Annotated in this window: 12 protein-coding genes; 8 read left to right on the top strand and 4 right to left on the bottom strand. The window is 59.3% G+C overall.

Going from position 1 to position 12,080, the window contains the following annotated elements:
• Positions 1 to 57: 57 nt before the first annotated feature.
• Entirely contained in the window at positions 58 to 1,074 is a 1,017-nt protein-coding gene (locus E2481_RS16750) for an asparaginase (protein ID WP_250137860.1), read from the bottom strand.
• 747 nt (positions 1,075 to 1,821) lie between these two features.
• Between E2481_RS16750 and E2481_RS16745 the strand changes: the two genes are divergently transcribed.
• On the top strand, positions 1,822 to 2,628 hold the full coding sequence (locus tag E2481_RS16745) for an IclR family transcriptional regulator (protein ID WP_136718309.1): 807 nt from the start codon (positions 1,822 to 1,824) through the stop codon (positions 2,626 to 2,628).
• Positions 2,629 to 3,271: 643 nt separating this feature from the next.
• Positions 3,272 to 4,024 (top strand): IclR family transcriptional regulator, encoded by a 753-nt coding sequence (locus E2481_RS16735; protein ID WP_136718307.1) that lies wholly within the window; start codon positions 3,272 to 3,274, stop codon positions 4,022 to 4,024.
• On the opposite strand, the gene E2481_RS16730 is transcribed toward E2481_RS16735, so the two are convergent.
• Positions 4,025 to 5,584: an acyl CoA:acetate/3-ketoacid CoA transferase gene (locus E2481_RS16730; protein ID WP_136718306.1), complete on the bottom strand. Its 1,560-nt coding sequence runs from the start codon at positions 5,582 to 5,584 to the stop codon at positions 4,025 to 4,027.
• A gap of 137 nt (positions 5,585 to 5,721) precedes the next feature.
• Between E2481_RS16730 and E2481_RS16725 the strand changes: the two genes are divergently transcribed.
• A complete protein-coding gene (locus E2481_RS16725; RefSeq protein ID WP_136718357.1) occupies positions 5,722 to 6,846 on the top strand; it encodes an acyl-CoA dehydrogenase family protein in 1,125 nt (374 codons plus the stop codon).
• A gap of 86 nt (positions 6,847 to 6,932) precedes the next feature.
• Here the strand turns inward: E2481_RS16725 and E2481_RS16720 are convergent, their stop codons facing one another.
• Positions 6,933 to 7,796 (bottom strand): 3-hydroxyacyl-CoA dehydrogenase family protein, encoded by an 864-nt coding sequence (locus E2481_RS16720; RefSeq protein ID WP_136718305.1) that lies wholly within the window; start codon positions 7,794 to 7,796, stop codon positions 6,933 to 6,935.
• A gap of 90 nt (positions 7,797 to 7,886) precedes the next feature.
• Here E2481_RS16720 and E2481_RS16715 point away from each other — a divergent pair, with 90 nt between their 5' ends.
• Genes E2481_RS16715 through E2481_RS16705 form a run of 3 tightly spaced genes read left to right on the top strand, consistent with a single transcriptional unit; the run spans position 7,887 to position 9,776 of the window.
• On the top strand, positions 7,887 to 8,207 hold the full coding sequence (locus E2481_RS16715) for an EthD family reductase (protein WP_136718304.1): 321 nt from the start codon (positions 7,887 to 7,889) through the stop codon (positions 8,205 to 8,207).
• A 28-nt stretch (positions 8,208 to 8,235) separates the two neighbouring features.
• On the top strand, positions 8,236 to 9,402 hold the full coding sequence (locus E2481_RS16710) for a thiolase C-terminal domain-containing protein (RefSeq protein ID WP_136718303.1): 1,167 nt from the start codon (positions 8,236 to 8,238) through the stop codon (positions 9,400 to 9,402).
• A complete protein-coding gene (locus tag E2481_RS16705; RefSeq protein ID WP_136718302.1) occupies positions 9,399 to 9,776 on the top strand; it encodes a Zn-ribbon domain-containing OB-fold protein in 378 nt (125 codons plus the stop codon). The genes E2481_RS16710 and E2481_RS16705 overlap by 4 nt, the downstream gene beginning before the upstream one ends.
• Positions 9,777 to 10,050: 274 nt before the next feature.
• On the opposite strand, the gene E2481_RS16700 is transcribed toward E2481_RS16705, so the two are convergent.
• Positions 10,051 to 11,025, bottom strand: a complete 975-nt coding sequence (locus tag E2481_RS16700; protein ID WP_136718301.1) for a BtrH N-terminal domain-containing protein — start codon at positions 11,023 to 11,025, stop codon at positions 10,051 to 10,053.
• A 121-nt stretch (positions 11,026 to 11,146) separates the two neighbouring features.
• On the opposite strand from E2481_RS16700, the gene E2481_RS16695 reads away from it, so the two are divergent.
• Positions 11,147 to 11,497 (top strand): hypothetical protein, encoded by a 351-nt coding sequence (locus E2481_RS16695; protein ID WP_136718300.1) that lies wholly within the window; start codon positions 11,147 to 11,149, stop codon positions 11,495 to 11,497.
• Positions 11,498 to 11,692: 195 nt separating this feature from the next.
• The gene (locus E2481_RS16690; protein WP_136718299.1) at positions 11,693 to 12,049 is read left to right on the top strand and encodes a four-helix bundle copper-binding protein; all 357 of its coding nucleotides are present in this window, start codon (positions 11,693 to 11,695) and stop codon (positions 12,047 to 12,049) included.
• Positions 12,050 to 12,080: the final 31 nt, after the last annotated feature.

Below are 12,080 nucleotides of genomic sequence, written 5' to 3'. Positions count from 1 at the left end.
TATCGCGCTGCTGCAGTTAGCAACTGTGGCGGACTGTCCCAGTTCAGACGGCGTTTACTATCTCCTAAACCATTCGAGGGGCTCGTCGGTTGTCGAGAGTGCGAGTGCGAGTTTGATCCGTGCTTTCTGTACGGGCAGGTTGTCGGCGAATCCGACCCCATACTCTCTGAGTGTTTCGCCGCCACCATCGCCACCGTATACGGGCATTGTCGCTCCACCGGGACAGCGCGACCCGACAACGACCGGTATTCCGTGGTCGATCGCATTGGCGATCCCGTGCCCGAGAGCGTCTGTCGTGTTGCCAAGGCCCGTTCCCTGAACGACGAGTCCATCCACACCGACCTCTATTGCCTCATCGATCGGGTCGCTGGGCACGTTTACACCACTCGGTATGACCCGTACTGACGAAGTCGGAACGACCGGGTCGAACTTCTGCTCCGTCGAGTCTGGTTCGTGGTGGAACCGGATACGGTCACGATCGAGCGAAGCGATTGGCCCTGAACCAGGCGAGTTGAACGCACCGACCCGACTGGTGTGTGCTTTCGTGGCAGCATCTGCCTCGTGAAGCTGATCGTCGAACGCGATGTACGTACCGCCCGCAGCCTGTATCCGGTCGTGGGCTGCAGCACGGACAGCGCCGATGAGATTCGCTGGTCCGTCCGGGCTCGGCTCGTCGGGACGCCGCTGTGCCCCAGTAAACACGATCGGAACGGCGGTTGTAGACGTCTGATCCGCATAGAATGCTGACTCCTCCATGGTGTCAGTACCATGAGTCACGACTACGCCGTCGATACCGTCTTTAACGGCTGCATGCGCGCTCCGAACGATGGTGGCCATCGTCTCAAAACCCATGTCGAAGCTCGGTATTTGTGCAACTTCCTCGACGCTAATGGATGCGTACTCTCTTGCTTCTGCTGCATCTCCGAGAATTTCTGCTCCGTCCTTCTCCGGCCTTGCACCCTCAGTACCGTCGGTACTCGCTATTGTACCTCCAGTGCTGAGGATTCGAATATTTGGCATCACACAACATATGAGATACGTATAGGTGGTGTTAGTTGTTTCGGCGTAGTTCATGACGGCCAGACTCTCCCGATGAAAGTATTACCTAGATGACGCAGGCGGATTGCTATCGCTGGGTCCCGAGACGACCGCACGCCGTCTTGCGGTCAATCCGGTACTGTTCGACAGGAATCCGTATCACAGTGCAGTCGGTTTTCCAGGTTCACGCCTCGCAAACACCACTTGGCAGGTAATCCGGTCGACGGCCACGTGCTCGTGCGATGGGCCCAATGGACGCCAGCTCGTCTGTACAGCTGCTAATACGCATATTTCTGGTTAAATACCCAGAGACCCCAGATGAGTACCAGAAGTTAGTACAGATATTCCATACCTAGTTACACTACGAAGAGACCGTACCGATACGATCACGCTATTGCGCCGCTAGCAGGGGGTCCGGCTGCATCGCAGTCAGATTGCCACTTGGCGTTGTTCTTTCGCTCAGCGTCAACTGCCGATACTTGAACGATGGAAATCCACCATTACCAGTCGTACTTCCGGCCACGACTGATCTCGAGTACTGTCTCCGGAAGTGCCAGAATCATTCAAGTACACAGCGGGGTTTGCACACTGCAAACAGCGTTTCCCGGACTCGTCGTAATGCGTGATCATATTAGGCAAGGATGTGAGAAGTTACCGCACTCTATTCTGGGTTCGGATTTTAAGTTGGCATTTTTTATGCGAATGTCATTTCCAACTGGGACAGAGAGATGGTGTGTGTTTGCAGTCCACAAATGATATGTCGTTGCGGTTTGTAGACTGTGTATGCCAGAAAATTCGGCCAACACCGATTCGCCCCGGACGTTACGGACATCCACGACCACACTGAACGTCATCAATGCACTGAAAAGTCTCAACGGCGCGACCGTCACCAAGATGGCGGATCACCTCGAGCTCTCGAAGGGGGGGGTCTACAATCACCTCGCGACACTCAGGGAGAACGATTTCGTCATAAAGAATGGTGAAGAGTACGACCTCAGTCCTCGATTCATCCTCATTGGAGAACACGTTCGTCAGGAGAGAATACTATATCAGTTCGGGAAGCAAGAACTCGACAAGATTGTTGAAGAAACAGGCGAATATGCACAGTTGATAACTGAACGCCACGGTCTCGGTATCGTTCTCTATCTACGACGTGGCGAGAAGGCTATCGGCAGCAATTATCCCGACCAGATGGAGCGAAAACCCATCAACCTTCACCATCTGGCTGCGGGGAAAGCGATACTCGACCGTCTCCCTGACGAACGCGTTGAAGAAATCGTCGACCAACACGGACTCCGCAAACGGACTGGAAATACGATAACGGACAAGGAGAAACTGTTCGAGGAGTTGGCAGAAGTAAACGAACGCGGGTACGCATACAACATCGAGGAAGAAGTTGACGGACTCCGTGCTGTCGGTGCAGCGATCGACGGACCCGATGGGAATGTGCTCGGCGCAATCAGTTTATCCGGGCCCAAAAGTCGCATGCAGGGGGAACGATTCGAGGAAGAACTCCCGAAAAAGGTGATGAACACTGCCGACGTCATCGAAGTCAATATCAACATGGATACGCGATCCGAGGAGTTCTGATCGTACTGTAGCACAGATCCAGTACATAACTGGTGCTGTACTGCGTTGGCCCCACCAGGAACAGCGATCCATTCCATCGTGATCATATTCGGTCGGTTCTGGAAGTTTTCACAAATGTTCGTTGCACTGTGTCTCAGGATCGTCGTTGCAATCACCAACTGCGGGAGGGGAGACGATCCAGGTCGGGACAAGTCAGACTATGAGATGAAGTCCATGAGACGGCCCCTCTATATAACAAAGATAGTATTGTTATCCACACAGGACGGTGGTTTCATCGACGTCAACTGACAGTTCGTTTGCCCTGGAGGCAACTGTCGTTGCTCTCGTTCCGAACCGTTGAATCGACCCATTGTGCTTCGTGACGACGCTACAGACGGCTCTCAACCGACTATCGGCTCTCACTACTGGTCCGGGATGTTCGGATGGTTCCAATCAGCTCTCGTCGATCGTTCAGTCACAGTTCGAATCTCAATAGTGCTTGAAGGCCAGTTCTCTAGCCGTGATACGGAGATACTGAACTCGTGCCACGTGCGTCCCTGGCGGTCTGTCAGGTCGTCATCAGCGGTCTCACCTCCGAGCGAACACGCAGATTTCCGAACAGTTCGAAATACCTTTCAACTATCGTCGAAATACCTTACCTACCATGACCAGTGGTTCACGCCGGACGGTGGATCGGGCCTTCGAGATCGTCGACGTATTGGCCGAAAAGGGTGGCCTCCGAGGGTCCACGGTCGCCGAAGAGTTGGACATGCCTGTGAGCACGACTCACGACTATTTGCAGGCGTTGGTCACGACGGGATTCGTGACGAAAACGGAGAACGTGTATCGGACATCCACACGCTTTCTCGAAGTCGGACAACGCCAGCGACACCGACTGGACGTGTTCACAGCGGCCCAAGACGAACTCGAGACAGTGGCTCAGGAAACCAAGGAACACGTCACGCTGATGATCGAGGAGGGAGGGCAGGGAGTCCTCATTGCGATTCAGGAAGGATCGGATGCCGTGAGCCTCTTTGCGTACCCCGGTGCCAGGATGCCGTTACACGCGACTGCGCCGGGCAAAGCGATACTGGCGTACCTCCCGAGAGAGCGTGTCGACGAAATCCTGGACGAACACGGGCTCGTTGCGGTAACGAATCAGACGATCACGAACCGCGACACGCTTTTCGAGCAACTCGAAACCATCCGTGAACAGGGCTACGCTGTTGACGATGGCGAACGGATCGCTGGAATGGTGTGTATCGCCGCGCCGGTGTTGGATAAGGAAGACAACGTACAGGCGTCGCTCTGTGTGTGCGGGCCGCGCAGTCGGATCGACGAACAGCGGCAAGAAGCAATCGCGGATGTCGTTCGGCGCTCCGCGAACGTGGTCCAGGTGAATCTGGACTACGCCTGATTAGGTGACGTACTCGGTCAGGTCCATCGGCTCTTCGCGGAACAACGCCGGGTTCATCGTATCGAGGTCGTCAGCGACGAGAGGGTCGAACGCCATCCTGTCGACGACCTCGGTCTCCACGTCGACGCCCGGGGCGACCTCGGTCAGCACGAGGCCCGAGTCGGAGAGTTCGAAAACGGCCCGCTCGGTGACGTAGACGATCGGCTGGTCGGTCTCGACCGCGTAGTCGCCGCTGAACGTGATCTGCTCGACCTCGTCGACGAACTTCGTATCGCCGCCTCCGGAGACGATGTCGAGGGTCCCATCGCCCGCGTCGATTTCCATCCCGCCAGTGGTGAGCGTCCCGCAGAAAACGACCTTTTCGGCGTTCTGGGTGATGTTGATGAACCCACCACACCCTGGGAGCTGAGACCCGAAGCGGCTGACGTTGATGTTGCCATCGGCATCGACCTGAGCCATGCCGAGGTAGCCGATGTCGAGGCCACCGCCATCGTAGAAGTCGAATTGTTCCGGCGAGGTGACCAGTGCCTCGTGGTTGACAGCCGTCCCGAAACTGATCCCGCCAGACGGTGAGCCGCCGATAGGACCGGCCTCGACAGTCTGAATGATCTCCTCGCTGATGTTGCCTTCGTTTGCAACGACCGGAATGGTCTCCGGGACGCCGACACCGAGGTTCACCACAGCATCGGGAACCAGTTCCATCGCAGCTCGGCGAGCGATGATCCGTCGCTCGGTCAGTGCCGTGTCAGTGGCGGTGTCGTCCTGCGGGACTCTGATCTCACCGCTAAATGCACCGCTGTACTCCTCGCCGTATGTCTGCATGTGATGGGAGTCCGGCGCTTCGACGACCGTGTCGACGACGACACCCGGAACGTCGATGTCTCGTGCGCTCAGTGACCCTGCCTCCGTGACGCGTTCGACCTGCGCGATGACGGTTCCACCCGAGTTATGAGCGGCCTGTGCGGTCGCCAGCATGTTCGACGTGAGTGCCTCGCGCTCCATCGTGAGATTGCCGTTCTCGTCGGCGGTCGTTGCGCGGATGAGAGCGACATCGAGAGGTTGGGCGTGGTAGAACAAGTACTCTTCACCGTCAAGGCTCACGACTTCGACGATGTCCTCGGTGGTCACGTCGTTCGCTTTGGCCCCCTCTTGACGTGGGTCGACGAAGGTTCGCAGGCCGACGGTTGTGATCGTCCCCGGTTTGCCCGCGGCGGTGTCGCGCAGCAGGTGGTCCATCGCACCGAAGGGGAGGTTGTACGCCTCGACATCACCTGCGACGATTTTCTCGATCAAGTCCGGGACAAAGCCCCAGTGGCTACCGAGTACCCGCTCAAGCATACCGTCTCGAACGAGATGGGAGATGCCACTGCCCTGGCGATCACCTTCTGCCGCCGGGTGAAACAGTGTGAGGTCACCGGGCTCACCCGATTCAGCGTACCGGTCACCGAGCGCTTCCAGCACGTACTCCGGAATGCCGACGGCAACGAAGCCGCCAACCCCCACGGTGTCTCCATCTTCGATACACTCGACTGCCGTCTCGACGGGCTCTACGAGGGCCATGTCGTTCGGAGTACTGAAGCCACGGAACAAACCTCTTGCTACTTCTCCCGAATGTCATGGTTAAACGTAGTAGATCTGCCGGGTAATCGACAGACACATCGTATTCTTTAGGACCCCGCGGTCAGAACGTAGGTGTGATGGAGCTTACCAGCGAGCAGCAAATGATCCAAGAGACGGTTCGGGAGTTCGTCGAAAACGAAGTCAGTGAGAACGTCTCCGAAGCCGACGAGGCCCAGGAGTTTCCCGAGGAGATCTGGGACGGACTGGCCGACCTCGACCTGACGGGGCTGACAGTTCCCGAAGAGTACGGCGGTTTCGACGCCAACGAAGTCACCTACAGTATCGTCAACGAGGAGCTGGCTCGTGGACATCTGGCCGTCGCGACGGCCCTGTCGGTCCACGGCCTCGCAACGTCGTGTATTCGGCAGTTCGGGAGCGAGGAGCAGCAGGACGAGTGGCTCTCGGAGATGGTCGACGGCCGGCCCGTCGGCGCGTTCGCGCTCTCGGAGCCCGACGCCGGATCTAACCCAGCCGAGATGACGACCGAGGCCCGCAAGGAGGGCGACGAGTACGTCATCAACGGCAAGAAACAGTGGATTACCAACGGGAAGCGGTCGGGCGTCGTAATCCTCTTCGCCAAAACCGACCGTGACGACCCGAACACGGTCACGCAGTTCCTCGTTCCCAAAGACGTCGATGGCCTGGAAATCGGCAAAAAAGAGGACAAACTCGGGCTTCGCGCCAGTGACACGACGACGCTCCTCTTCGACGACGTGCGCATTCCCGCCGAGAACCGCCTGACTGAGGTTGGCGACGGCCTCAAGGCTGCGTTCTCTATCCTGACCGGGGGTCGAATCGCTATCGCCAGTCAGGCCGTCGGTGTGGCCCAGGCCGCGCTAGACGACGCCGTCGAATACGCCAACGAGCGCGAGCAGTTCGACAAGCCGATCATCGAACACCAGGCCATCGCGCAGAAACTCGCGGACATGCAGACGGACGTGCAGGCCGCGCGTCTGCTCACGCGCGATGCCGCGCGCAAAAACGAGGATGACGTCCACCCCAAATCAGCGAGCATGGCCAAGTACTTCGCCAGCGAGACGGCCGTCGACGTGGCCAGCGAGGCCGTCCAGGTCCACGGCGGCTACGGATACACCAAGGACTTCGACGTCGAGCGCTACTACCGCGACGCCAAGATCACGACCATCTACGAGGGGACCTCCGAGATTCAGAAAAAAGTCATCGCACGCCACCTGAAGGACTGATACGGACTGCTGTAGACGGATTCCGCATCGCCCGCCCGCAATCAGGCGGTTGGAGCGGGAAACGGCTACACCAAACCGGTTGACGCTCAGTCGTACTCGTAGAAGCCTTTGCCCGTCTTCTTCCCGAGGTCGCCGGCTTCGACTTTCCGCTTGAGCAGGTACGCCGGCTTGTAGCGGTCGCCCAGTTCCTCGTGAAGCGTTTCGGTCGCGTGGAGACAGACGTCCAGGCCGATGTGGTCGGCCAGCGTCAGCGGCCCCATCGGCACGTTCGTCCCGAGGGTCATGCCCTTGTCCAGGTCTTCCTTGGAAGCGACGCCCTCGTCGAAGGCGCGAATACCCTCGTTGATCCAGGGCATCAGCACGCGGTTGGTGACGAATCCGGGCTTGTCGTCGGACTCCCAGGTCTCTTTGCCGAGCTCTTCCGAGAAGTCGTGGGCCAGCGTCACCACGTCCTCGTCGGTCTTCTCACCGACGACGATCTCGACACCTTTCATCACCGGAACCGGATTCATGAAGTGAATCCCGACCACCTGCTCGGGGCGCTCGGTCGCGCTCGCGATGGTCGTGATCGACAGCGTGCTCGTGTTCGTCGCCAGCACTGCGTCGTCGTCGGTGACTGCATCGAGGTCGGCGAAGATGTCCTGTTTGACATCGATGTCCTCGACGGCGGCTTCGACGACGAGTTCACAGTCGGCCAGTTCTTCGAGGTCGGTCGTCCCTGTGATGCGGTCCTGGGTGGCCGTCGCCTCGTCGGCAGTTAACTCGTCGCTGTCGACCAGGCTGTCGAGGCTGTCCTCGATGGTCTCGAAGCCGCTCTCGACGAACGACTGTTCGATGTCACGCATTACGACATCGTAGCCTGCCATCGCAGCGACCTGTGCGATACCACTACCCATCGTGCCCGCGCCGACGACCCCGACGCGGTCGATCGACTCTATCTGAAGCGACATCACTAGTCGTTCCACCCACGAAGAACCTAAGTGTGCCGAAACGGCTCGCGGATCGACAGAACAAAAACGGTCGGCGAGCAACCCGCAGCTATGCGGAAATTTGTCAATCTACTCGTCCGCCAGGACGGGCTGAGCCACGAGGAGTTCGTCGACTACTGGCTGAACGAACACGCGCCGCTGGCGGAGTCGCTCCCCGGCGTCAGGAAGTACGCGACGTCGGTCCCCACCGATCCGGAGAAAGCGACCTACGACGGCATCGCGGAGTTGTACCTCGAAGCGGATACGAACGTCGCAGATGTGTTCGCGAGTGAGGCCGGCCAGCGTATCCAGGCCGACACCAAGAACTTCCTCGACGACGACGCGGGCGAGGTCCTCGTCGTCGACGAGACGGTACAGTTTGGCGACGATTGAGCAGTCGATTCACCCGTACAACACACACATGTCACGATCACGCATTGCTGGCACTGGGATGACGGCGTTCGGGGAACACCCTGACCGGTCGGGCCGGGACCTCTTCGCCGAGGCTGGACTTGCTGCACTTGAGGATGCGGGACTCACACCGGACGATGTCGACGAAGTGTTCTACGGAAACTTCGTCGGGACGCTGTCCGAGAACCAGGGCCACCAGGGCCCACTGATGAGCGAGGCCTTCGGGTCGACCGCACCTGCAAAGCGAATCGAAGGTGCCTGCGCGTCGAGCGGGCTGGCGATACGCGAGGCGGCCCGCGTTGTCCGGAACGGCGAGGCTGATGTGGTCGTCGCCGGGGGCATGGAGCGCATGACGAACATGGATACCGCTGGGGCGACCGCCAGCCTGGCCGTCGCGGCCGACGCCCTCTATGAAGTCCGGCCGGGAGTGACCTTCCCGGCTGCCTACGCGCTCATGGCACGGGCCTACTTCGAGCAGTTCGGCGGCGACAGGACCGATCTCGCCCACATTGCCGTCAAAAACCACGAGAACGCCCTCGTCAACGATCACGCCCACCTGCAGACCGAGATCAGCGTCGACGACGTCACCGAGGCACCGACAGTCGCCGACCCGCTCGGGCTCTACGACGCCTGTCCCATCAGCGACGGCGCCAGTGCGGTTATATTGACGAGCGACGCGTACGCCGAGCACCACGATCTCGATGCGCCCGTTGCGATCACCGGTAGCGGGCAGGGTGGCGACCGGATGGCCCTGCAGGACCGCGATTCCTTCGCCAAGACACCGGCAACCCGAGACGCCGCACAGGAAGCCTACGACGACGCAACCGTCGTCCCCGACGATATCGACGTTGCGGAGGTACACGACTGCTTCACGATCGCCGAAGTACTCGCGCTAGAGGCACTCGACCTCTACGAGGATGGCGAAGCGATCGGCGCCGCACGTCGCGGCGAGACAACGCGAGACGGCCCACTCCCCGTCAATCTCTCCGGTGGCCTGAAAGCCAAGGGGCATCCCGTTGGCGCGACAGGGACTGCACAAATCGCCGCCGTTGCAAAGCTCCTTGCAGGCACCCATCCTCGTGCAGACGCACTGGATTCGCCGACGGTCGGACTCGCTCAAAACGCTGGCGGGACCGTAGCCAGCGCGACCGTTCACGTTCTGGAGGTGGTGGAATGACCGATACCAGCGATAGCACCTTCGCATCGTTCCTCGACGCGATCGAGGCGGGGAATCCCTTCTACCTCACCTGCCCTAACGACCACGGGTCACTTCCGCCCAAACGGATCTGTCCGGAGTGTACGGAACAAACCCTATCCAAGGAGTCACTCCCGGAAACCGGCGAGATCGTGACCTACACGAACGTCGCTGTTCCCGCCCCGCGGTTTCGCGACGACAGCCCCTACGTCACGGCCATCGCGGATTTCGGACCGATCACTCTCACTGGGCAACTGCAGGGAGTCGACTCGGACGACGTCCAGATCGGCCAGACGGTACAGCTCACCGTCGGATCGGCTGACGGCGAACGATTCGTCGCGTTTGAACGGCCCTGAGGACAATCCGCACGACGAGTGGGCCAACTCACATTCTTGAAGGCGGGGATGACAAACCCTCACTGGCCAGTAGTTGGCGTGAGTCCGCCTTCGCGGCACCGACAAACGGAGACACTCATGGTTAACGATGTATCGCTTCTCGCTGCCGCATATCGCTGTACGGTGAGGTCCGATTTATAGCTTGTTGGATGACTTCTCTCAGACGAGTCTCAATCCCTGTCGTGAAATTCTGGTTGTGAGAGCTCCGAGACGACGACGTACCCTTCGCGAGTCGTTAGATGGCCCGTTCGAGATCGGTGAACAACGTATCCTCCCGATCCGCGAGATCGTGTGCGAGGTCGCTTGCCTCGTCAAGCCGATCCCGTCGGTTCGCTGCATCGTCGGTTTCACTGATCTCTTCGAGAACCCCACCGAGAGCTGTCCAATCGTCGGCGATCCGACCCATCCGCTCGGAGAACTCGGGAGCGAGACCTGCATCCGTGCCGAGCGTATCGAGGAACGTCGCGTAGAGTCGACGGAACGCACCACCGCCCGTTCCCCGGCGCTCAATGTTCTGATAGGCAAAGCGTGCGGTCCACTGCAGGTCGTCGAACCGCGTCCACGTCGGGAGATCGTCCGCGAACGTCCGTATCGTGGCTACGCCGCTGCTCCCGGAGTCGCCGCCGTGTAGCATCGTCTCCGTTCCCCGTTCGATCGCTTCCAGTGTCGCGGTATCGATCGCGACCGTCGGAGTCGGATCTTCAATCGCCAGCCACCGACGCTCGATCGGCCAGAACCCGTGATCGGAGCTCCAGGCGTCGTCGAACGTGTCCCGGGAGACGGTCTGTGGCTCGTCGAACTCGCTGTCCGAGATCGTCACCGAGTCGCCATCGACATCCAGAACCACGATCGTGTGAGGGCCGAAGTGGGTGGAGCTTCCGAAATACGGGAGATAGAAGAGGTCGACGAAACAGAGAACGGGGCCCGATTCGAGCCGGGTTTCGAGTGTCTCCCAGGCCGGTTCCTTCGATTGGCCCTCCCCCTGTACGGTCGAAATGCCAAGCGTATCGAAAAACGTCGTTTCCAGGTTCGAGTTTCGTCCCATGATCAGTCGCGAGGCCGTTTCGGACTCCCCGTATTCGAAGCCGATGCCAGCTCCGAGACCGAAACACGACGCTTCGTCGAGTCCCAACTCGTAGTACCCAGCGAGGTTCCGCAGTGAGGCGGATCCGCAGTGTTTGCCGGAAGAATGCTGGTACTTTGTGAACATACCGGACAGTCTATCGACAACACAAAAAAGAATACGGTCGTCATTCTCCGTCGAGTATGGTGTTTTATAAGTCTTTCACAACCCAAAACAGTTACGTACATAAGCGATAGACGTTGTGAACATGCGATATCGAACACTGCTCGAACAAACGGTCGACGAATGGGAGGACGGACATGGCGTCGTCCAGATCGTCACGCCGGAAGAGGCCGACGAGAACCGGTTGCGGTTCTGTTATTACAAGGACGGTGAGTTCGTCAATCGACCCCTGACGATGTCGCCGGCTCGGGACGCTGCGGAGCGAACAGGTGACGTCGTCGAAACGATGGCGAGTCTCGCTCGTACGTTCACGGCCGAGGAGATCGAGGCGCTCGTCAAGGAACTCGGCGAGGAGAAGATCCTCGACCTGTCGGTTCTCATCGAGGAACTCGGCAAGAGCCGCCTCAAGGAAATCCTGGAGGAAGGGGCCCGGTGAACTGTACGGGGCCGGGGCCGCTCGACGGATACTGCCTGTTCGTGAACGTCCGTCGACACGGCTGTCGACTGCGTCCGACGGCTCAACCGAGAGTACGATACCGGGGGGAACCGTTCTCCTAACACCACCGTTGCGAATGGCCCCGCATGGGCAAGCAGGCTGCTGAACTAGAAGGGGCTCGTACAGTGACGCGCAATGTCCCTTGCCGAAACAGTCTCCAAGATCGATCAGCTGACCGACGAAGAGCGCGAGTGCATCGAGATCTGCAACGAAGCCACGGAGGTCTGTGAGTGGTGTGCCGACGAGTGTCTCGGCGACGAGGAGATGGAAGAGTGTGCTCGGCTCTGTCGCGACGTTGCAGACATCGCGTCGCTACACTCCCGATTCATGGCTCGCAACTCCAACTACAGCACGCAATTGGCCGAAGCCTGCGCCGGTGCCTGTGAGGAGTGTGCCGAAGAATGTGAGCGTCACGATGCTGATCACTGCCAGGTCTGTGCCGAGGTCCTCCAGGAATGCGCCGAGAGCTGTCGGAACATGATGAGCACCTGACCAACGCCCGAACAGAGAACAAGTGAACAAC

The sequence above is a fragment of the Halorientalis salina genome (assembly GCF_005049285.1).
Lineage (GTDB): Archaea > Halobacteriota > Halobacteria > Halobacteriales > Haloarculaceae > Halorientalis > Halorientalis salina.
This window is presented reverse-complemented; position numbering and strand designations above follow the sequence as displayed.

Coding starts and splice junctions, on each gene's coding strand:
- E2481_RS16750 (WP_250137860.1), bottom strand. CDS start 1,074: ATGAACTACGCCGAAACAACTAACACCACCTATACGTATCTCATATGT.
- E2481_RS16745 (WP_136718309.1), top strand. CDS start 1,822: ATGCCAGAAAATTCGGCCAACACCGATTCGCCCCGGACGTTACGGACA.
- E2481_RS16735 (WP_136718307.1), top strand. CDS start 3,272: ATGACCAGTGGTTCACGCCGGACGGTGGATCGGGCCTTCGAGATCGTC.
- E2481_RS16730 (WP_136718306.1), bottom strand. CDS start 5,584: ATGGCCCTCGTAGAGCCCGTCGAGACGGCAGTCGAGTGTATCGAAGAT.
- E2481_RS16725 (WP_136718357.1), top strand. CDS start 5,722: ATGGAGCTTACCAGCGAGCAGCAAATGATCCAAGAGACGGTTCGGGAG.
- E2481_RS16720 (WP_136718305.1), bottom strand. CDS start 7,796: ATGTCGCTTCAGATAGAGTCGATCGACCGCGTCGGGGTCGTCGGCGCG.
- E2481_RS16715 (WP_136718304.1), top strand. CDS start 7,887: ATGCGGAAATTTGTCAATCTACTCGTCCGCCAGGACGGGCTGAGCCAC.
- E2481_RS16710 (WP_136718303.1), top strand. CDS start 8,236: ATGTCACGATCACGCATTGCTGGCACTGGGATGACGGCGTTCGGGGAA.
- E2481_RS16705 (WP_136718302.1), top strand. CDS start 9,399: ATGACCGATACCAGCGATAGCACCTTCGCATCGTTCCTCGACGCGATC.
- E2481_RS16700 (WP_136718301.1), bottom strand. CDS start 11,025: ATGTTCACAAAGTACCAGCATTCTTCCGGCAAACACTGCGGATCCGCC.
- E2481_RS16695 (WP_136718300.1), top strand. CDS start 11,147: ATGCGATATCGAACACTGCTCGAACAAACGGTCGACGAATGGGAGGAC.
- E2481_RS16690 (WP_136718299.1), top strand. CDS start 11,693: ATGTCCCTTGCCGAAACAGTCTCCAAGATCGATCAGCTGACCGACGAA.